This window comes from Bradyrhizobium tropiciagri, from assembly GCF_018130505.1.
In the GTDB taxonomy this organism is placed as follows: domain Bacteria; phylum Pseudomonadota; class Alphaproteobacteria; order Rhizobiales; family Xanthobacteraceae; genus Bradyrhizobium; species Bradyrhizobium tropiciagri_B.
Map to the genome: position 1 here is coordinate 1 of NZ_JAFCKH010000009.1, position 17,581 is coordinate 17,581.

The following is a 17,581-nucleotide window of genomic DNA, read 5'->3' on the forward strand; positions in this document are numbered from 1 at the left end:
GTCCCCCTTGTTCCGGGGCACCGAAAACACGACACTTCACGAGCTACAAACAGGCGACAGATCACGAGCTACTGACAAATCAAAACATGCGAGTTGACACGTCGGGCAACTCAGTGGCATTATTCCAATATTCCGAAATCGTGCAAATGCCACCTCGCCTCGGTCGCGGGTGGGGACGCTACGATCCCGCCGGGAAGACCTGCGCGACGTGAAACGCCTTGGTGGTGATCAGCCATTTTCCGTCGATCCGGTGCAACACCAGATGATCGATGAAGCCGGTCTGGCCGTTCCTGACGCGCACCTTGGCGAGGGCAAGGTCGGGCGCGGTCTGCTCGATGCTGATGATGGCCTCGTCGCGCGGCGACTGCATCGAAGCCGCCGAGGGACGGCTGCGGATGAAGTCGCGGAATTCGGCGGCCGACCGCACCGTGTGCCTGCCGTCCCGGATGCCGTGCACGATGCAGGCATCGGCGAAGACGTCGCGGAACCGGCTGTCGTCGACGTCATACATCAGGTTGAAATATCCATCGATCGCGGATGCGATGGCTTGGATGTCGCTCATTGCAGAGTCTCCGTTGCGGATGTTGTCATCTGCGCCGACAGTGGCCGATACGGCGGCGGGGTGCTACGACTCGGCGGTCATCTCTTGGATGACTGAAAGGCATCGGCATGGACGAAGTTGACGGTCGGCTGGTCGGCGGCCTGGTGGTGCTCGCAGCGCTCGCGGATGCGCGCAGCTTCGGCAAGGCGGCCGAACGGCTCGGCATGACGCAATCCGGGGTCAGCAAGGCGATCGCCAAGCTCGAGGCGCGGCTCGATACCAGGCTGGTTCACCGCACCAGCCGCGCCGTCGAGCTCACGGAGGAAGGCCGCGCGCTGGTCGAGCGGGTCGCCGCGCATCTGGCCGGGATCGGCGAGGCGGCGGCGGAAACCTCGAAGTCGCGCGATGCGGTCCGCGGCAAGTTGCGGGTCAATGTCGACCCGCTGTTCTCCCGCCTCGTGCTGGCGCCGCAGCTGAGCGAATTCCTGCTGCAGAACCCCGGCATGGAGCTGCGGATCGAGACCCGCGACCGGATCGCCGATCTGGTCAGCGACGGCTTTGACCTCGCGGTGCGTTTCGGCGAGCCGGCGCCGTCGGCGCTGATTGCGCGCCGCGTGCTCGACAGGCGCGTGCTAACGGTGGCCTCGCCGATCTATCTCGAACGGCACGGCCGGCCGCGTGATCCGCGTGAGCTGGCGAGCCCCGACCATCAATGCATCCACGCCATCGATCCTGCGACCGGGCGCCCGTTCGAATGGGAGTTCTGGCGCGGCGGCGAGGTGGTGCCCGTGGCGGTCAACGGGCGGCTCACCGTCACCGACTCGGGGACCAAGCTCGGCGCGTGCCTCGCCGGCTTCGGCATCGCGCAGGTGATCGATCTCGGCCTCGACGATCACCTCAAGAGCGGCGCGCTGGTCGATTTGTTTCCGGACTGGCCCGACGAGCGCTATCCGCTCTACGTCTATTACGCCTCCCGCAACCACGTGCCGGCCAAGGTGCGGAAGTTCATCGAGTTCATCACCGGCGCGCTGGCGGCAAAGCCCGCACGCTCGCCGCGCGGCGCCGCCGGCTTGCGCAAGGTCGGTTAGCCGGCGTAACTCGCTAACTCTTCGCCGAGCCCTGCCGCGAGGCGATGATGACGCCCGCGAGCACCAGCGCGTAGCCGATCAGGTGAAACACCTCGAGCGTCTCGCCGAGCAGCAGGATCGCCATCGCAGAGCCGAACACCGGCACGAGATGGAAGAACGGCGCGGCGCGGTTCGGGCCGATCAGCGCGACGCCGCGGTTGAAGAACAGATAGGCCAGCGTCGAGGGGAAGATCAGCGTGTAGGCCAGCGTCGCCGCCGTCAGCAGGTCGAATTTCAGCGTCACGCCGGCGGAAAATTCCCAGGCCGCGAACGGCAGCAGCATCAGCGCGCCGCAGCAGGTGGTGAACGAGATCAGCGAGAGCTGATGGATCTTCGGCCGCCGCGGGATCAGCGCCGAGTACAGTCCGAACGACACCAGCGAGGCGCCGAACATGATGTCGCCGCGGTTGAGGCGGATGCTCGCGAGCGCCGAGAAATCGCCGCGCAGGATGATGGTCAGCACGCCGGCCAGCGAGATCGCGATGCCGGCAAGCTGCGCCGGCGTCAGCCGCACCCCGAACAGCACCAGCGACCACAGCGCCACGAACAGCGGGCCCGCCGACTGGATCAGCAGCGCGTTCAGCGCCTCGGTGTACTGCATGGCCCAGTAGGAGATCGCGTTGTTGAACGCGAAGCCGACCATCGACAGCAGCAGCATCAGCGGCAGCGCGCTGCGCAGCTTCGGCCAGTCCTGCCGCAGATGCGGCCAGGCGAACGGCAAGAGGATCAGGAACACGCCGAACCAGCGGATCGTGGTCAGCGTCACCGGCGGCACATGGCTGCCGACATGCCGCGCCAGCACGATGTTGGCGGCCCAGAACAGCGAGGTCAGGCTGAGCAGCAGATAGGGCTGGTTGTTGAGCCAGTTGAATGGCGAACGTGTGGTCGGAGCGGCGGGGGCGGGCAAAGCGCGGCGGTCGGACATTATTGGTCGATGTTGTGCCGGAAATCGCCGCCGCGGCAAGACGAAAGAGCGGATTGGTGCCATGCGCGGGAGGTCAGAAAGCGACGCGAGGTGCGGGGCTGTCTGAGAGAATGTGAGTGTATCACTCAGGTGGCACCGAAACATTCGGCGTCGTCCCGGCGAAGGCCGGGACCCATTACCACCGAAGGTTATTGATGCGCAACGCTGGGGCCACAGCTCGTTTCAACAATCTGACCCTGTGGTTATGGGTCCCGGCTTTCGCCGGGACGACGTGTGGAGAGAGCTGCAGTCCCAATTCCGTCATCCTGAGGTGCGAGCGGAGCGAGCCTCGAAGGATGAATCGGCCCGGCTGGTGGCCGTGCATCCTTCGAGGCTCGCAAGAGCTCGCACCTCAGGATGACGGGGAGGGTGGGTGCATGCAGCCCACACCCAACCTATTTCTGCGGGCCCGACAGCGAGATGTCGCGTTCGGCGCGGAAGACGTTGCCGTAGAGGTTGGCGATCCACTGCCGCCCGGCCGAGGTGATGTTGAGGTAGCGGATCGCGCGCTGGATCTGCGGCGCGACGCTGTCCCAATAGAATTGCGGGTAGCGGTTGACGAGGTCCGCCGGGGAATCGTAGCCGAGCTCGCGGTTCAGCCCGGCCTCCTCGAATTCGAGATACAGCGCGTTGGCCTTGCGGATGTAGTTGGGATCGCCGAGCTGGCCGATCAGGTCGGCGGCGCGCAGCACCGCGGCTTCCTCGCTCAGCTCCTCGCTCTGTTCGGGCGGGCACAGCGGCAGGCGCGTGCCCTCGATGGCGCGCGCGATCCGGCTCTTGTCGAGCTGCGCGATGCCCTTGATCCGTTGCATCACGAACATCTTGGAGCGGTCGACATGATAGGGCAGCAAGCCCGCATCCGAAGCGCCGCGCGGCAGCGTCACCTTGCGGCCGCTCTCGTCGACCAGATAGCCGTCCTTGGAGTCGGCATCGAACAGCCCGCGTACGTAGCCGATGTCGTGGGTGAGGCAGGCGATGATGACGTGCGCGTAGTCTTCCGCGGTCATGTGCGAATGCAGCGCGCGGCCGCGCAGGATGTCGTGGCCGGCCAGCGTCACCAGCATGGTGTGCTCGACATTGTGGTAGAGCGCGTCGCTGTTGCCGATGCATTCGATCGCGATCCGCGCGATCGAGGGCACCATCTCGACCAGTTCGGTCTGCGAGGAGCCGAACCTGCGCTGCATGTAGTCGCCGAGAAACTTGCCGAGCGCGTCGGCCGCCAGTTCGGGAAGGGTCATCATGGCTTGACCTCCGAGATCGCGCAGTGGCACGCAGGCGTTCGGCCGACGCCGTTTCAGCGTAGCGGCCGCATGTGACATAATCTTTGCGGCCGGACCGCGGCCAGGCCCGGTCGCCTGGGCCGGTCGTTTGGGCCGGTCTTGGCAGGAGCATATGATGGGCGTTGATCTCTTGAACGTCAAAGGCCTGAGCGAGCTGGATCGCGATGCGCCGGTGGTGATGGTCAACCTGATGCGGTTTCGCCAGCGGTCGCTCGATGGCCACGGCTCGGGCTGGGACGCCTATCTACGCTACAGCGCGCTCACCGTCCCCATGATCAAGGCGCGCGGCGGCACGCTGCTGTGGACCGGCAGCGCCGAGACCGTCGCGCTCGGCGATCCGGCCGGCCAGCAATGGGACTACCTCGCGCTGGTCTACTATCCCAGCGTTGATGCCTTCATCGACATGATGACCTCGGCCGACTACGAGACCCGCTGCGACCCGCACCGCACCAACGGCTGCGAAGCGCACGTGATCATCGCGACCCGCGAGGCGTATAGTAAGTTCAAGATGGGGTGAGGGGGCGCTCTCGCCGTCACCCCGTGAAATCGCCCCGCGCGTCGTCCCGGCGAAAGCCGGGACCCATAACCACCGAAGGTCATCGTTGCGCAACGCTGGGGCCACAGCTTGTTTCAACAACCAGACCCTGTGGTTATGGGTCCCGGCTTTCGCCGGGACGACGCCGGATAGATTGCACCGCTGTTGAGCCCGTCACACTGGAATGTGTGCGGACCTGTACGACCCGTCACCCCCGCGCAAAGGCTTCGCCTTTGTTGCTGGAGGTGCGAGCGGAGCGGCCCTCGAAGGGTCGACGGCCACCAGCCGGGCCGATTCATCCTTCGAGGCTCGCAAGTGCTCGCGCCTCCAGCGACAAAGGCGAAGCCTTTGCGCGGGGATGACGGGTTTGGGAGGGATGACGGGTTTGGGAGAGTGACGGGTCTACGAGGATGACGGGTCTGCCAGCGGCGCCAGCGCTGCGTGGCAGGCGGCCTGCAGCAGGCGGCTCACCTCCTCCCGCGACCGACCCGCGCTCAGCGACGCGAAGGTCGGATAGCTCGTCAGCGCGAAGATCAGATCCACGGCGTCCTTGCGCGCCTGTTGCGACGCGGTCTTGCCGGCGATGCGGTCGACCAGCGCGGTGAGGCCCTTGCGGCGGCGTTCGTTGCGTTCGCGGACGGCTTCGGCGAATTCCGGGTCGGTGGCCATCGCATCGTTCAGCCGGGCGACCGCCGGGTCGCGGCTCCAGAAGCCGCAGAAGATCTCGACCATGCGGTCGAGCGCGGCGCGCGGATCGGCCATCGTCATGGCCTCGATGAGCTTATGCAGCCCGCCCTGCCGCGCGATGTCGTCGAACACGGCTTCCAGCAGCCCGCGCCGCGAGCCGAACTGGTTGTAGACCGTCAGCCGCGTCACGCCTGCTGCCTTCGCCACCGTGTCCAGCGAGAAGCGCGCGATGCTCTCGCCCTCACGCAGCGTGCGTGCGGCGGCCTCGAGCACCCGCTCGCGGGTCTCGGCGGCGGCGGCGCTGCGCGTGGGGCTCACATAGCTGCGCGGCGGCATCGGTCTGCCTTGCCTTTGTCACATTGACTATACATATTGTATATCTAATTTCCAGAGCCGATTTGGAGCTTCCCCATGCAGACCGCCCTCATCATAGCGCTGTCCCTTCACATCCTGTCATCGGTGTTTTGGGCCGGCTCCAGCTTCACCCTGGCCCGCACCGGCGGGCTTGGCGGCGAAAGGCTGCTCGGCCCGCAGATCGGCGCCGCGACCGTCGCCATCGTCACTGGTGCCACGCTCTGGCACCTTGCTCATGAAGGCTCGTTCGCGCGATCGGAACAAATCCTCGCTGCCGGCGCGATTGCTGCGCTGACAGCGATCACGGTGCAGATCGTGGTCGGCGGCAGCGCCGTCAGGCAGTTGCGCAGCGGCGCGGACGATGCCTCGGCCGCGCGCTCACGGCTGGCCGTGGCGCAACGTATCGCGGCCGGGCTGTTGGCGATCACCGCCCTGTGCATGGGCGCGGCGCGCTACGCCTAGTCTCGGAACTTCCGCACCAGGTCGGGCGTGATCTCCTTCAGGCTGCGGATGCCGAGCAGCGCGAGGTCGCGGTCGATCTCGGCATGCAGCAGCGAGATCGCGCGGGCGACGCCGGCTTCGCCGGCCACCACGGCGGCATAGAGGAACGGGCGGCCGACCCAGACGAAGTCGGCGCCGAGCGCCAGCGCCTTGATCACGTCGGTGCCGCGGCGGATGCCGCCGTCCACCATCACGGTCATGTTGCCCTTCTGCGCGGCGATCTCCGGCAGCGTGCGCAGGCCGGAGAAGGTGTAATCGAGCTGGCGGCCGCCATGGTTGGAGACCATCACGCCGTCGCAGCCGTGCTCGCGCGCCAGCCGTGCGTCCTCCGGCGAGATCAGGCCCTTGACCACCAGCTTGCCCTTCCAGCGCTTGCGGATCAGCTCGACATGCTTCCAGGCGAGCTGGTCGCGGCTGCCGATGTTGCGCATCAGGTTTTTCGAGAGCACCGGCGGGCCCTGCTTGGCGTCCATGTTCTCGAAATGCGGCATGCCGTGGTTGAACACGGTGCGTGCCCAGGTGTTCAGCAGCCAGTCGGGATGGGTGATGGTGTCCCAGAACACCCGCGGCGTGATCGCGAGCGGCACCTGGAAGCCGTTGCGGATGTTGTTCTCGCGGTTCGGCGGCACCGGCACGTCGGCGGTGACGACGAAGGTGTCGTAGCCGGCAGCCGCGACGCGATCGACCAGCGGCTCGATGCGCGCATCGATGCCGGCGAGATAGGCCTGATACCAGGCGTCCGGATTATTGGCGCGGACGTCCTCCAGCGTGATCAGCGAGGAGGCTGACAGGATCATCGGAATCTCGGCCGCGGCCGCGGCCCGCGTCAGCGCGATGTCGCCGCGATAGGCGCACAGCGCCGACGAGCCCATCGGCGGGATGCCGAACGGTGAGGCGTAGCTCTTGCCGAACAGCGTCGTGGTCTGGTCGCGGCCGGAGACGTCCTTGAGCACGCGCGGCACGAAACCGTATTCCTCGAACGCCCGGCGATTGTCCGACCGCGCGGTGTCGGTCTCGGCGCCGCCGGAAATGTAGCCGTAGAGGAACTTCGGCAGCAGGCGCCGCGCCTGCGGCTCGAAATCGTCGAGCGTCAGATAGCGCTGCAGACGGCGCGGCACGGCATTGGTGGCGCGGGTGACGGTTGCGGGAGGCGGGGAGGCTACGGCGGTCCGGTCGTGCACGGGAGGCGTTTCCGTTGTTGTTCTTGGTTGTTGCGGAGCCCGATTAGAGCATGATCCGCAAAAGTGTGAAGCAGTTTTGCCTCGCGAGTAACGCGGAACGGGTTGCGTAGAGATCATGCTCAAACGACAAGCGGAAGCGCGGTGACCCGGTCATCGCGCTCTAGCGCCTGCCGCCGGGCCCGCCAATTCTGGCGTTGAAGTTGTTGACGGACTGGCTGACGTCGCTGAGCGTCTTGCGGGTCTCGGCGATGAACACGCCCGACCTCTTGTCGAAGCTCTGGACCAGCTCGCGCAGCGAGATCACGGTGGGCAGCAGCTCGCCGCCATATTTGTCGCTGCCGAGGGTTTTGAGGAATTTGTCGGTCGAGGCCATCTTGTCGTCGGCCGCGCTGACGCTGGCCTCGGCGGCATCGATGAATCCGGCGATCAATTCACCGCTGCCGGACAGCGAGTTGGTGAAGTTCTCGAAGCCCTGCAGCGTGTCCTTGACGTCGGCCTCGTTCTCGACGATCACGCGGTCGACATTGCGCAGCGCAACGCGCAGCTTCTCCTGCACGCCCATCGTGCCTTCCGGATCGGCGGTCAGCTCGGGAATCCCGTCGGGGCCGGGCGCCGCCTCCGGCGCCTCGTCGGTGCCGCCGGTGAAGGAGATCGCCGCGATCCCGGTCAGGCCCTGGAATTCGAGGCCGACCTGGGTGTCCTTCTTGATCGGCGCATCGCGCGCGATCCGGGTCATGGCGACCACGCGGTGGCGGTCGAGCCGGATCGAGACCACCTCGCCGATGCGCACGCCGGCGAAATTGACGCTGGCGCCACGGCGCAGCCCCGAGGCCGAGCCCTCGAACACCACGCGGAACGGCACCAGCCGCTTGATGCCGGCATAGCGCTGATAGCCGAGCCAGCCACCGAGCGTGCCGGCGATCAGGGCCAGCGTCAGGGTGCCGATCATCAGATTGCTGGCGCGCGCCATCGGGTCCGGAACTGTTCGCGAAGCAGAGGAGGGAAAATAGCGGATTTGGCGGGGATAGTCACCGCAGCCTTCTTACCTCGCCCCGCCTGCGGGGAGAGGTCGGATCGCATCACAGATGCGATCCGGGTGAGGGGGAGTCTCCGCGAGTCGTCTGCTACTGCCTGAGCGGAGAGAGCCCCTCACCCTGACCCTCTCCCCGTAAGAACGGGGAGAGGGAACGGAAAAATCACGCCGCGCTCTGCCTCCGCGACGCCGCGAACACGCCGGCCAGCACCAGGGCAAAGCCCAGGAAATGGAACGGCTCCGGATGCTCGCCGATGAACACGATCGACATCGCCGTGCCGAACACCGGAACCATGTGGAAGAACGGCGCGGCGCGGTTGGCGCCGATCAGCTGTACGCCGCGGTTGAAGCACAGATAGGCCAGCGTCGAGGGGAACACGGCGACGTAGAACAGCGACAGCAGATTGTTGGTGGTGAGCTGCATCACCGGACGCGCGGAGAGTTCCCAAAGGAAGAATGGGGTCAGGAACAAGGCGCCGCAGCCGAAGGTGAAGGCCGCGACCGACAGGCCGTGGATATTGGGCCGCTTCAAGGTCAGCACCGAGTACAGCGCGAAGATCACCAGCGCGACGATGAAGATCAGGTCGCCCTTGTTGAACTCGATCTTCGACAGCGTGGTGAGATCGCCGTGCAGCAGGATCACCAGTACGCCGCAGAGCGAGAGCAGCACGCCGAGCAGCTGCGCCAGAGTCAGCCGCGCGCCGAGCAGCACCAGCGACCACAGCGCCACCACCAGCGGTGCCGCCGATTGCAGCAGCATCGTGTTCAGCGCCGTGGTGTACTCGAGCGACCAGTATTGCAGCGTGTTGAAGGCGCCGATGCCGGTGATCGACATCAGGATCATGATGCCGAGATTGCCGCGGATCGTGGCCCAGTCCCGCGCGAGGTGCTTCCAGGCGAACGGCAGGATGATCAGGAACGCCGCGGTCCAGCGCAGGAACGACAGCGTCACCGGCGGAATGTGGCCGGCGGCGAGCCGGCCGACGATCGCGTTGCCGGCCCAGCACGTCGCGGTGATGCAGAGCAGGAGATACGGCTGGTTGGCGATCCAGGAGGTGGACGCAGGCGTGGTGGCGGATTCGGAAGCAGACATTCGAGAAGGGCCCGGGTTCATGGCGCCGCGGCCCGCCCGGCGGGCCAGCGCCGGGCCGGAATGGACTGCCCGGCCCCCGTCACAGACACGGATTTTGCCGCTCCGGCAACGGCGCCGGATGCATCGCGACCATGCGCGAAGCCCCCTTTTGCGCGCGAATCCGCAGCATGGGGGACCCGCGGATCAGCCGGCGTCCGGCGGCGTGGTCTGGCGCTTGACGATCTGTTCGGCGAGCTCGATCAGGATGCGCTTGGTGGCGGGGTCCTGCACCTCGCGGAACACCCGCAGCATCCGCAGTTCGAGCAGCGATTGCAGCGACTGCGCCGCGGGCGCGGCGGCGCGGGGCTGGCCGGCCTTGCTCGCCGGAGGATTGGTCGCGGGAGGATTGACGATCGGAGGATTGACGATCCCCGTGACGAGGCCGAGCACGTCGGCGACGACCGCAAGGCGCCGGGCATCGATCTTCGTGGTGTCGTCGAGGCCGCTCGTGTCCGGCACCGATTCCGCGCACAGCACCTCGGCGAGGTCGGTTTGCGACAGTCCGATCGCGCGCCATCGCGCCTGCACCAGCTGCTCGATATCGTCCGGCGAAGTGCTCATGATGCGTTCAGGAATCTCCATCGCATACGAGGCCCGTCTGCACTTTATGACCAAGATCGCGCATGAATGCAATCAAGGGGTGACGTATCAGTCCAATCCAACCCCGTGCCCGGAACGGCCCCGGAAGGCCGGCAGCGCCGCTGCCCTCAGAGATCGATGATCCCGAGCGCGATGCTCTTGGCCACGCCATGGGTCTTGTTGGAGGCGTTGAGCTTGCGCAGCGCCTGCTTGATGAAGCCCTCCACCGTCTCCGGCGAGATGCCGAGGATCTGCGCGGTGTCGGCCACCGTCTTGCCGCGCGCGGCCCAGGCCATCACCTCCTTCTCGCGGGCGGTGAGCTTGATCGTCTCGGCGGCGTCGGCGGGCCTCAAGATGCTCGGTGCATTGCGCTGGTCGCGGCTGACGATGTCCATCGCGCGCTGCACCCAGTAGATCATCAACAGATGCAGCTCATGCCGATGGCAGATCAGGAGCTTGTCGAAGGAGCGCGGATCGTCTTCCCAGAAGAACACCGTCGAGCTCGAATGCACGGCGCCGAGCCGGTCGCGATAGTGGAACGGCACCACGAGGCCCTCGCGAAAGCCGTGGTCGCGCGCGGCGTCCATCATCTTCACTTCCGGCGCGCGCTTGTGGCCCTGCCGCTCCGGCAGCTTCAGGCTGCCCCAGTGAAACGGCTTGTTGGTCCGCCGCACCCGCGCCAGCGCCGGATCGCTATGGACGAAGTCGTATTGCAGATAGGCGCGCTCCCACGCCGGCGGGTGCGTGCCGGTGTAGTAGGGCACATCGAGCTCGGGGCGTCCCGCATCGATGAAGGTAAAACCTGAGAAGCCGTAATCCTGAACAATACGGTGCAACGACGAGCGCAGCTCGTCGATCGAGTCGGACGCCTCAATGGCCGAGATCGCGTCTTCGAGACCCATTGACTAAAACCCCCGGTTTCCGGGGGTATCACAGTTAAGCCCTTCTGTTCCAGATGTTCCCATATCTTGGAGGCAGAGGGAAATGTCGCACCCGCAGGACAGGTACCATGCCCTCATCACGACCGAGGCGCACGATCCGGTTCGTGTCCAAGCGCTGCTCCGCTTGCGCAAGCAACTGTTCGTCGACCGCTGCGGCTGGCTGCTGGAGACCAGCGGCGACATCGAACGCGACGAGTTCGACAGTTGGTACACCGAACACTGTCTGCTGTTCGCCGGGCCGGAGCTGGTCGGCGGCTTCAGGGCGATCCGCACCGATCATCCCTACCTCACCAAGTCGGTGTTTCCGCAGCTTGCAACCGGGCGCTTCCCCAGCGACCCCGATGCCTGGGAGATCAGCCGCTTCGGCGTGGTGACGGCGACCGCGCCCGCTTATGTCGCCAGGCTGAACTATGCGCTGATGTTCCGTTTCGCCGAATTGCGCGGCGCCGAGGCGCTGGTGGCGCTGGCCGACCTCACCTACGAGCGCTTCCTCGCCCGCATGGGCATCCACACGCGCCGCTACGGCCCGCCGCAGGTGATCGGCCGCGACCGTTTTGGCCGCCCGCTCACCGCGCTCGCCGGCGAGATTCCGCTCGACCTCACCGAGAATCCCGGCCTGACAAAATTCCTCGACCTTGGACGGCAACTGGAGATCCACGATGCCACATATGTTCTCGGACGTTCGCGCGTTTCGGCACGATCCGCTCCGGTTCCTGCTTGATCGCGGCAATGCCGCGCCGCTGGGGCTGGAGCCGCTGCATCTCGGACCGGCGCCGGTCTTGCTGGTCACCGACCCCGATCTGATCCGGCCGATCCTCAAGGCGCCGGAGACCGAGATCGGCAAGGGGCGGCTGATCAAGAAGCTGACGCCGGTGTTCGGCCGCAGCTCGCTGATGCTGCATGGCGACGAGCACAAGCGGCGCCGCGCGGTGCTGCACAAGCACATGGCCAAGGGCAGCGTCGAACGCTACATGCCGCAGATGTGCGCCGAGATCCGCGCCGTCGGCGCCAAGCTCGCGCGCATGGGCGAGTTCGATCCGCACTCCTTCACCGCGGCGCTGGCGCTGCGCACCATCTGCATCGCCGTGTTCGGCACCCAGGTGATCTCGTCAGGCGACGAGGAGGCGCTGGTGCAGGCGGTCAACATGATCGAGGACGATCTGGCCGACGACATGTTCCGCGTGCTGCCGGTCGGCCCGATTGGATGGCACCGCCGCAAGCAGCGCCGCAAGTTCGCCAAGCTGGCGATGTCGACCGTGGTCGAGCGGCTGCGCGAGCGGGCCCGCGCCACCAGCGCGCTGAAGGATTTCGAAGTCCTCGGCCTGTCGGACCAGGACCTGCACGACGAGATCCTGACGCTGCTGCTCGCCGGCCATCACACCACCGGCACCACCGCGGCCTGGGTGCTGTACCACATGGCGACCGACCCGGAGCTGATGGAAGCGATCGCCGACGAGGCGGATCGCTGCCTCGACGACAGCGGCGAGCTGCGTCCCGACGCGGTGCGGCGCGCCGACGTCAGCGCGACGCTGGTCAAGGAAGTGTGCCGGCTCTACCCCGGCGCCTGGTGGTTCTCCCGCGAGGTGATGCAGCCGGTGACCATCGCCGGGCGCGATCTGAAGGTCGGCACCTCGCTCCTGATCTGTCCGTGGCAGTTGCAGCGCGATCCGCGCCACTTCCCCGATCCGGACCGCTTCCTGATGACACGGCGCTACACCACCGACGCCTACATCCCGTTCGGCGCCGGGCCGCGTGCCTGCGCCGGCATGGGGGTGGCGATGCTCGAACTGCAGCTGCTCGCGCTCGAGATCGCCGCCGCCTATCGCTTCACCGGCATCAGCCCGAATCCGGCGCCGTGGCCGAAGGCCTCGGTGACGCTGATTCCGCCGCCGATGACGATCGGCATCGAAGTCCGGCAGGTGCGCAGCCCGGTCATTCAGCCCGGCGACGAGCAGCACGTGCCGTATTTGCCGCCGCTCAAATCACCCTCGATCGCAACACTGCAATCGGTTTCCCAATGACAACACATTTGAGAATAGTCAGTCCCGTGCAAGACAATATGGATGAAGCGCAACTGCGCAGCCTGCGCGAGGTCATCGCCGTGCTGGCGGAGCAGCGCGGCATCGTGATGGCGGCCGGCGCGGCCTTCGCCGGCCATCTGCTCGATCTTGCGATCATGCAGCTTCGTCTCAACGTCAACGACATCTCGGAAGAGGAATTGTCCGGGCTGTCCGACTTCATCGGCACCGGGCTCACCGGCCACAAGCCGCCGCCGCACTGACGCGGCCTGTCCGTACCGATCAGTCCCGCGCCGCAGTCAGCGCCTTCATGGTGGCGCCTGCGGCGAGGGCGGCGTCATTGGGATCGATCTCGATCTGCAGGCCGCGCTGGCCGCCGTTGACGAACACGGTGACGTGGGTCAGCGCGGCCTCGTCGATCACGGTCGGCACGCGCTTCTTCTGGCCGAACGGGCTGATGCCGCCGACATGGTAGCCGGTCAGCCGCTCGGCGTCGGCCGGGCGCATCATCTTCGCCGACTTGCCGCCGAGCGCGGCCGCCAGCTTCTTCATGCTGACCTCGCTGTCGGCGGGCACCACGGCGCAGACCGGCTTGCCGTCGAGCTCGGCCATCAGCGTCTTCAGCATCCGGTTCGGGTCGACGCCGAGCGCCTCGGCAGCCTGAAGCCCGATGCTCTCGGCGTCCGAATCGTAGACATAGGTGTGGAGCCTGAAGGCGATCCCGAGCCGGCGCAGGACCATGGTGGCGGGTGTGGAATTGGGCATGGGTCAAACTGATTTAATGAAAACGGAATGATCGCCGCAATGCGGGCCGCGATCAATGATCCATATGGTCCCTCGAAGGTCCTGCAAATTCCCTCACGCAGAGCCGCGCCAACATTAAATTCTCGCCAGCCTCGCGCGGCCGCGCCTACCCCGGAATTTCAGGGGATATCAAGGAGTTGGACCCTATCCAAAAGGCTTAAAGGGCGGCCTTCTTGCTTGCGCAGCGGGGCCGCTTCCTTTATCCGGTAGGCGCCCTGCGTGCGCGCGGCCAGGCCCGTGTCCTGAGCCGCGTCCTGGGCTGGGCATAAGCACATGATCGGACGCGGGCGGACGCGTTTTCGCCGCGATCATGGTCTGAAAACACCTGAAGGGAACATCTTCGAAATGGCCAATGTTGTCGTCGTCGGCGCCCAGTGGGGCGACGAGGGGAAGGGCAAGATCGTCGACTGGCTGTCGGAACAGGCCGACATCGTCGTGCGCTTCCAGGGCGGCCACAATGCCGGCCATACGCTCGTGATCAATGGCGAGACCTACAAGCTGGCGCTGTTGCCCTCCGGCGTGCTGCGGCCGAACAAGCTGGCGGTGATCGGCAATGGCGTGGTGTTCGACCCCCAGGCCTTCCTCGACGAGGTCGCCAAGCTGAGGGGCCAGGGCGTCGCGGTCGGCCCGGACAATCTGCGCATTGCCGAGAACGTCACGCTGATCCTGCCGCTGCATCGCGAGCTCGATGCCTTGCGCGAATCCTCCAACGCGCTGACCGCGATCGGCACCACCCGCCGCGGCATCGGCCCGGCCTATGAGGACAAGGCCGGCCGCCGCGCGATCCGCCTGATGGACCTCGCCGACCTCGATACGCTGCCGCACAAGATCGAGCGCCTGCTGGCGCACCACAATGCGCTGCGCCGCGGCCTCAATCTGGAAGAGATCGACGGCAAGGGCATTCTGGCCGAGCTGTCGGCGATGGCGCCGAAGCTGTTGCCCTATGCCGAGACGGTGTGGCGGCTGCTCGACCTCAAGCGCCGCGAGGGCAAGCGGATCCTGTTCGAGGGCGCGCAGGGCGCGCTGCTCGACGTCGACCACGGCACCTACCCCTATGTGACCTCGTCCAACACGGTGGCGGCGCAGGCTGCGACCGGCACCGGCATGGGCCCGGGCGCCGTCGGCTACGTGCTCGGCATCTGCAAGGCCTACACCACCCGGGTCGGCCAGGGCCCGTTCCCGACCGAGCTGAACAACGAGATCGGCGAGGAGATCGGCCGCCGCGGCAAGGAATTCGGCGTCAACACCGGGCGCAAGCGGCGCTGCGGCTGGTTCGATGCCGTGCTGGTGCGACAAACGGTCCGGACCTGCGGAATTGCCGGACTGGCGCTGACCAAGCTCGATATTCTCGATGGGTTCGACAGCATCGAGGTCTGCACCGGCTACAAGCTCGACGGCAAGGAGATCGACCATCTGCCGGCCGGCGAGGGGGCGCAGGCCCGGGTCGAGCCGATCTACGAGACCATCGAGGGCTGGAAGCAGCCGACCGCGAATGCGAGGTCATGGGCCGATCTTCCGGCCCAGGCCATCAAGTATGTCCGCCGGGTCGAGGAGCTGGTGGGGTGTCCGATCGCCCTGCTATCCACCAGCCCGGAACGTGAGGATACTATTCTGGTACAGAATCCGTTCGAGGCTTAACGGGATATTACCTATATCCCACCAATTGTGTGGAAATGGCTGACTACTACCCGCTGATCGCCCGCGCCATCGCCGGATTGGACCCCAACGCTCCCGGCGAAGCCCGTCGCGCGCTGTACGCGCGGGCGCGGACTGCGCTGATTCAGCAGCTTCGCGGCGTGCAGCCGCCGCTCTCCGAATCCGAGATCACCCGCGAGCGGCTCTCGCTGGAGGAGGCCGTCCGCAAGGTCGAGTCCGAGGCCGCCCAGCGCGCCCGCGATGCCGCCCGTGGCGGTGGCGGCGGTGCGCCCGCCCCGCGTGGCGACGGCCTCCGCCGCAGCAATCCCCGCCCGCCGGAGAGCGCGCCCGCCGAGGCCGCAGCCGCCCGCCCGCGCGGCCCGGCCGATCCGCGTCCGCAGCGCAACCTGCGCCCCGACCTGCCGCCACCCGTGCCGCCGCGCCCGCCGACCCCGTCCGCTGCCGACGCGCCGCCGCGTCCCGGTGCGCCGCGCCGCGGACCTGAAGGCGCCCCGGCGCCGGTGCCGCCGGCCTCGCCGGGCGTGCGCGGCTTCCGTGACATCACCGCCGATGCCGACGATCTCGGCCGCGCCGCGGCACAGGCCAACCGCAACGCGCGCAAGACCTACGCCAACGTGCCGTCGCCCTCGCCGGAGTTCGACCGGCTCGAGCCCAATCTCGAGAACCGTGGCGCCGATCCCGACGTGCCGTATTCCTATGAGGATGAGGTCGCCGAGGCCGAGCGCTACGCGCCGCAGCCGCCGCAGGCCCCGCAGCGGTCGCGGGTCAGCAACGCCGAGCACGAGCCGAAGAGGCCGCGCATCGGCTCGATGTTCCCGTTCAAGACCGCGATCGTGGTCGGCATCCTGCTGATCCTGGCCGGCACCGGCATTCTGATGCGCCAGCAGGTCACGACCTTCGTCAGCAGCCTGATGAAGCCGTCGGCGCCGGCCCCGGTCGAGGCGCCGAAGGATGCCTCCGCGCCGGCCAGCAAGAAGATCGCCGACCGCGTCGGCCAGCCGTCGTCGGGCGAGGTGGTCGCGCCGGTCGCCCAGCGCGTCGTGCTCTATGACGAGGATCCGTCCGATCCGAAGGGCAAGCAGTATGTCGGCTCGGTGGTGTGGCGCACCGAGCAGGTCAAGGCGTCCGGCAACCAGAAGCCCGACATCGCGGTGCGCGCCGACATCGACATCCCCGACCGCAAGTTCAAGATGACGATGTCGTTCCGCCGCAACACCGACACGTCGCTGCCGGCGAGCCATACCGCGGAGCTGACCTTCATCCTGCCGCAGGACTTCGCCAATGGCGGCGTCGGCAACGTGCCGGGCATCCTGATGAAGTCCAACGAACAAGCCCGCGGCACGCCGCTCTCCGGCCTCGCCGTCAAGGTCACCGACGGCTTCTTCCTGGTCGGACTCTCCAATGTCGACCTCGACCGATCGCGCAACCTGCAGCTGCTCAAGGAGCGCTCCTGGTTCGACGTGCCGCTGGTCTACACCAACCAGCGCCGCGCCATCATCGCGATCGAGAAGGGCGCCCCCGGCGAGCGCGCCTTCAACGAGGCGTTCGCGGCGTGGGGTGAGTAGGCGCTTCGGTCCGGACGTCCTGATCTGTCGTCGCCCGGCTCCAGCCGGGCGATTTTGTTTCCGGATATCGCTGACGCCTCAGCCAAAGGAACATTGGCGCGGGCTTTTGAATTTCCCTAGAACCGATGCGGGACTGCGCTAAACTCGTTCCAGCTTTGGCAAGGGCACGCCATGAAACGCTACATCATCTTCGCAGCCATCGGGCCGTTCATCGGCGGCTTCCTGCTGTTGCTGGCGACCACCTACCAGTCCGGCTACTGGACCGAGACCAACAGCGGCGAGGTGACCAAGCTGTTCGTCGTGTTCGTGAAGTCGCTGCAGTACAATTATCTGTTCGGCCTGGTGCCGTCGCTGATGTTCGCGGCGGTCGACGACATCCTGATGCATGTGCGGCGCATCCCGCCGGTGCTGCGGATGCTGATGGTCGGCGTGGTGGCGTTCATCGGCGCGGCGCTGACCTACGCTTCGCACGGCTCGGAAAGCGGCGCGGTGCAGTTCATCCTCTACGGGCTGGTCGGCTTCATCCCCGGCGTGATCACGTCATGGTTGGCGCACAAATATGCCGAGGAGCTGTATGTGCCCGCGGCGCCGGCCTCAGCCCAGCATTGACGTTCTTTCCTCCTCCGGGTCCGCGATAACTGAATCCGAAACCAACCCCACGTCGTCCCGGCCTTCGCCGGGAC

General features: G+C 66.7%; 19 protein-coding genes. 9 read left to right on the plus strand and 10 right to left on the minus strand.

What is annotated here, in order from left to right; genetic code table 11:
- Window positions 1-178: 178 nt before the first annotated feature.
- Complete coding sequence (locus JQ633_RS22500) at window positions 179-562, minus strand: nuclear transport factor 2 family protein (RefSeq protein WP_211987273.1); 384 nt, start codon at window positions 560-562, stop codon at window positions 179-181.
- Between the two features lie 107 nt (window positions 563-669).
- Here JQ633_RS22500 and JQ633_RS22505 point away from each other — a divergent pair, with 107 nt between their 5' ends.
- Entirely contained in the window at window positions 670-1,629 is a 960-nt protein-coding gene (locus JQ633_RS22505) for a LysR family transcriptional regulator (RefSeq protein WP_211987274.1), read from the plus strand.
- A 13-nt stretch (window positions 1,630-1,642) separates the two neighbouring features.
- On the opposite strand, the gene JQ633_RS22510 is transcribed toward JQ633_RS22505, so the two are convergent.
- Both JQ633_RS22510 and JQ633_RS22515 read right to left on the minus strand, forming a co-directional pair.
- Window positions 1,643-2,593: a DMT family transporter gene (locus JQ633_RS22510; protein WP_211987275.1), complete on the minus strand. Its 951-nt coding sequence runs from the start codon at window positions 2,591-2,593 to the stop codon at window positions 1,643-1,645.
- Window positions 2,594-3,027: 434 nt separating this feature from the next.
- Window positions 3,028-3,873, minus strand: a complete 846-nt coding sequence (locus JQ633_RS22515) for a metal-dependent phosphohydrolase (protein ID WP_211987276.1) — start codon at window positions 3,871-3,873, stop codon at window positions 3,028-3,030.
- A gap of 154 nt (window positions 3,874-4,027) precedes the next feature.
- Between JQ633_RS22515 and JQ633_RS22520 the strand changes: the two genes are divergently transcribed.
- Window positions 4,028-4,429: a DUF1330 domain-containing protein gene (locus JQ633_RS22520; RefSeq protein ID WP_211987584.1), complete on the plus strand. Its 402-nt coding sequence runs from the start codon at window positions 4,028-4,030 to the stop codon at window positions 4,427-4,429.
- Window positions 4,430-4,849: 420 nt separating this feature from the next.
- Here JQ633_RS22520 and JQ633_RS22525 read toward each other — a convergent pair whose 3' ends face one another.
- Window positions 4,850-5,470 (minus strand): TetR/AcrR family transcriptional regulator, encoded by a 621-nt coding sequence (locus JQ633_RS22525; RefSeq protein WP_211987277.1) that lies wholly within the window; start codon window positions 5,468-5,470, stop codon window positions 4,850-4,852.
- A 75-nt stretch (window positions 5,471-5,545) separates the two neighbouring features.
- On the opposite strand from JQ633_RS22525, the gene JQ633_RS22530 reads away from it, so the two are divergent.
- On the plus strand, window positions 5,546-5,950 hold the full coding sequence (locus JQ633_RS22530) for a hypothetical protein (RefSeq protein WP_211987278.1): 405 nt from the start codon (window positions 5,546-5,548) through the stop codon (window positions 5,948-5,950).
- Here JQ633_RS22530 and JQ633_RS22535 read toward each other — a convergent pair.
- The 5 genes from JQ633_RS22535 to JQ633_RS22555 all read right to left on the minus strand — a co-directional run bounded on the left by JQ633_RS22535 (window position 5,947) and on the right by JQ633_RS22555 (window position 10,816).
- Window positions 5,947-7,107, minus strand: coding sequence for an alpha-hydroxy acid oxidase (locus tag JQ633_RS22535; protein WP_211987585.1), 1,161 nt, complete (start codon window positions 7,105-7,107; stop codon window positions 5,947-5,949). The two genes, JQ633_RS22530 and JQ633_RS22535, sit on opposite strands and share 4 nt — an antisense overlap.
- Window positions 7,108-7,330: 223 nt before the next feature.
- Window positions 7,331-8,140 (minus strand): MlaD family protein, encoded by an 810-nt coding sequence (locus JQ633_RS22540; protein ID WP_211987279.1) that lies wholly within the window; start codon window positions 8,138-8,140, stop codon window positions 7,331-7,333.
- Window positions 8,141-8,366: 226 nt separating this feature from the next.
- Window positions 8,367-9,296 (minus strand): DMT family transporter, encoded by a 930-nt coding sequence (locus tag JQ633_RS22545; protein ID WP_211987280.1) that lies wholly within the window; start codon window positions 9,294-9,296, stop codon window positions 8,367-8,369.
- A gap of 183 nt (window positions 9,297-9,479) precedes the next feature.
- On the minus strand, window positions 9,480-9,896 hold the full coding sequence (locus JQ633_RS22550) for a hypothetical protein (protein WP_211987281.1): 417 nt from the start codon (window positions 9,894-9,896) through the stop codon (window positions 9,480-9,482).
- Between the two features lie 146 nt (window positions 9,897-10,042).
- Window positions 10,043-10,816 (minus strand): autoinducer binding domain-containing protein, encoded by a 774-nt coding sequence (locus JQ633_RS22555; RefSeq protein WP_211987282.1) that lies wholly within the window; start codon window positions 10,814-10,816, stop codon window positions 10,043-10,045.
- Between the two features lie 82 nt (window positions 10,817-10,898).
- Here JQ633_RS22555 and JQ633_RS22560 point away from each other — a divergent pair, with 82 nt between their 5' ends.
- From JQ633_RS22560 to JQ633_RS22570, 3 genes are read left to right on the plus strand one after another with little or no spacing between them, the layout of a single operon-like run.
- A complete protein-coding gene (locus JQ633_RS22560) occupies window positions 10,899-11,576 on the plus strand; it encodes an acyl-homoserine-lactone synthase (RefSeq protein ID WP_211987283.1) in 678 nt (225 codons plus the stop codon).
- On the plus strand, window positions 11,515-12,876 hold the full coding sequence (locus JQ633_RS22565) for a cytochrome P450 (RefSeq protein ID WP_249159562.1): 1,362 nt from the start codon (window positions 11,515-11,517) through the stop codon (window positions 12,874-12,876). Before JQ633_RS22560 ends, JQ633_RS22565 begins: the two co-directional genes overlap by 62 nt.
- A 38-nt stretch (window positions 12,877-12,914) precedes the next feature.
- The gene (locus tag JQ633_RS22570) at window positions 12,915-13,136 is read left to right on the plus strand and encodes a hypothetical protein (RefSeq protein WP_211987284.1); all 222 of its coding nucleotides are present in this window, start codon (window positions 12,915-12,917) and stop codon (window positions 13,134-13,136) included.
- A 19-nt stretch (window positions 13,137-13,155) separates the two neighbouring features.
- Here JQ633_RS22570 and ybaK read toward each other — a convergent pair whose 3' ends face one another.
- On the minus strand, window positions 13,156-13,638 hold the full coding sequence (ybaK, locus tag JQ633_RS22575; RefSeq protein WP_211987285.1) for a Cys-tRNA(Pro) deacylase: 483 nt from the start codon (window positions 13,636-13,638) through the stop codon (window positions 13,156-13,158).
- 384 nt (window positions 13,639-14,022) lie between these two features.
- Between ybaK and JQ633_RS22580 the strand changes: the two genes are divergently transcribed.
- The 3 genes from JQ633_RS22580 (at window position 14,023) to JQ633_RS22590 (ending at window position 17,507) form a co-directional block, all read left to right on the plus strand.
- A complete protein-coding gene (locus JQ633_RS22580; protein ID WP_211987286.1) occupies window positions 14,023-15,315 on the plus strand; it encodes an adenylosuccinate synthase in 1,293 nt (430 codons plus the stop codon).
- 35 nt (window positions 15,316-15,350) lie between these two features.
- The gene (locus JQ633_RS22585; RefSeq protein WP_211987287.1) at window positions 15,351-16,898 is read left to right on the plus strand and encodes a hypothetical protein; all 1,548 of its coding nucleotides are present in this window, start codon (window positions 15,351-15,353) and stop codon (window positions 16,896-16,898) included.
- Window positions 16,899-17,069: 171 nt separating this feature from the next.
- Window positions 17,070-17,507 (plus strand): DUF5413 family protein, encoded by a 438-nt coding sequence (locus JQ633_RS22590; protein ID WP_211987288.1) that lies wholly within the window; start codon window positions 17,070-17,072, stop codon window positions 17,505-17,507.
- Window positions 17,508-17,581: the final 74 nt, after the last annotated feature.

Bases quoted from the DNA above. Each gene is read 5' to 3' on its own strand.
- JQ633_RS22565 (WP_249159562.1), top strand. From the start codon at position 11,515: ATGCCACATATGTTCTCGGACGTTCGCGCGTTTCGGCACGATCCGCTC.
- JQ633_RS22530 (WP_211987278.1), top strand. From the start codon at position 5,546: ATGCAGACCGCCCTCATCATAGCGCTGTCCCTTCACATCCTGTCATCG.
- JQ633_RS22525 (WP_211987277.1), bottom strand. From the start codon at position 5,470: ATGCCGCCGCGCAGCTATGTGAGCCCCACGCGCAGCGCCGCCGCCGCC.
- JQ633_RS22580 (WP_211987286.1), top strand. From the start codon at position 14,023: ATGGCCAATGTTGTCGTCGTCGGCGCCCAGTGGGGCGACGAGGGGAAG.
- JQ633_RS22505 (WP_211987274.1), top strand. From the start codon at position 670: ATGGACGAAGTTGACGGTCGGCTGGTCGGCGGCCTGGTGGTGCTCGCA.
- JQ633_RS22520 (WP_211987584.1), top strand. From the start codon at position 4,028: ATGGGCGTTGATCTCTTGAACGTCAAAGGCCTGAGCGAGCTGGATCGC.
- JQ633_RS22585 (WP_211987287.1), top strand. From the start codon at position 15,351: ATGGCTGACTACTACCCGCTGATCGCCCGCGCCATCGCCGGATTGGAC.
- JQ633_RS22500 (WP_211987273.1), bottom strand. From the start codon at position 562: ATGAGCGACATCCAAGCCATCGCATCCGCGATCGATGGATATTTCAAC.
- JQ633_RS22570 (WP_211987284.1), top strand. From the start codon at position 12,915: ATGGATGAAGCGCAACTGCGCAGCCTGCGCGAGGTCATCGCCGTGCTG.
- JQ633_RS22540 (WP_211987279.1), bottom strand. From the start codon at position 8,140: ATGGCGCGCGCCAGCAATCTGATGATCGGCACCCTGACGCTGGCCCTG.
- JQ633_RS22550 (WP_211987281.1), bottom strand. From the start codon at position 9,896: ATGAGCACTTCGCCGGACGATATCGAGCAGCTGGTGCAGGCGCGATGG.
- ybaK (WP_211987285.1), bottom strand. From the start codon at position 13,638: ATGCCCAATTCCACACCCGCCACCATGGTCCTGCGCCGGCTCGGGATC.
- JQ633_RS22590 (WP_211987288.1), top strand. From the start codon at position 17,070: ATGAAACGCTACATCATCTTCGCAGCCATCGGGCCGTTCATCGGCGGC.
- JQ633_RS22515 (WP_211987276.1), bottom strand. From the start codon at position 3,873: ATGATGACCCTTCCCGAACTGGCGGCCGACGCGCTCGGCAAGTTTCTC.
- JQ633_RS22510 (WP_211987275.1), bottom strand. From the start codon at position 2,593: ATGTCCGACCGCCGCGCTTTGCCCGCCCCCGCCGCTCCGACCACACGT.
- JQ633_RS22560 (WP_211987283.1), top strand. From the start codon at position 10,899: ATGTCGCACCCGCAGGACAGGTACCATGCCCTCATCACGACCGAGGCG.
- JQ633_RS22555 (WP_211987282.1), bottom strand. From the start codon at position 10,816: ATGGGTCTCGAAGACGCGATCTCGGCCATTGAGGCGTCCGACTCGATC.
- JQ633_RS22545 (WP_211987280.1), bottom strand. From the start codon at position 9,296: ATGTCTGCTTCCGAATCCGCCACCACGCCTGCGTCCACCTCCTGGATC.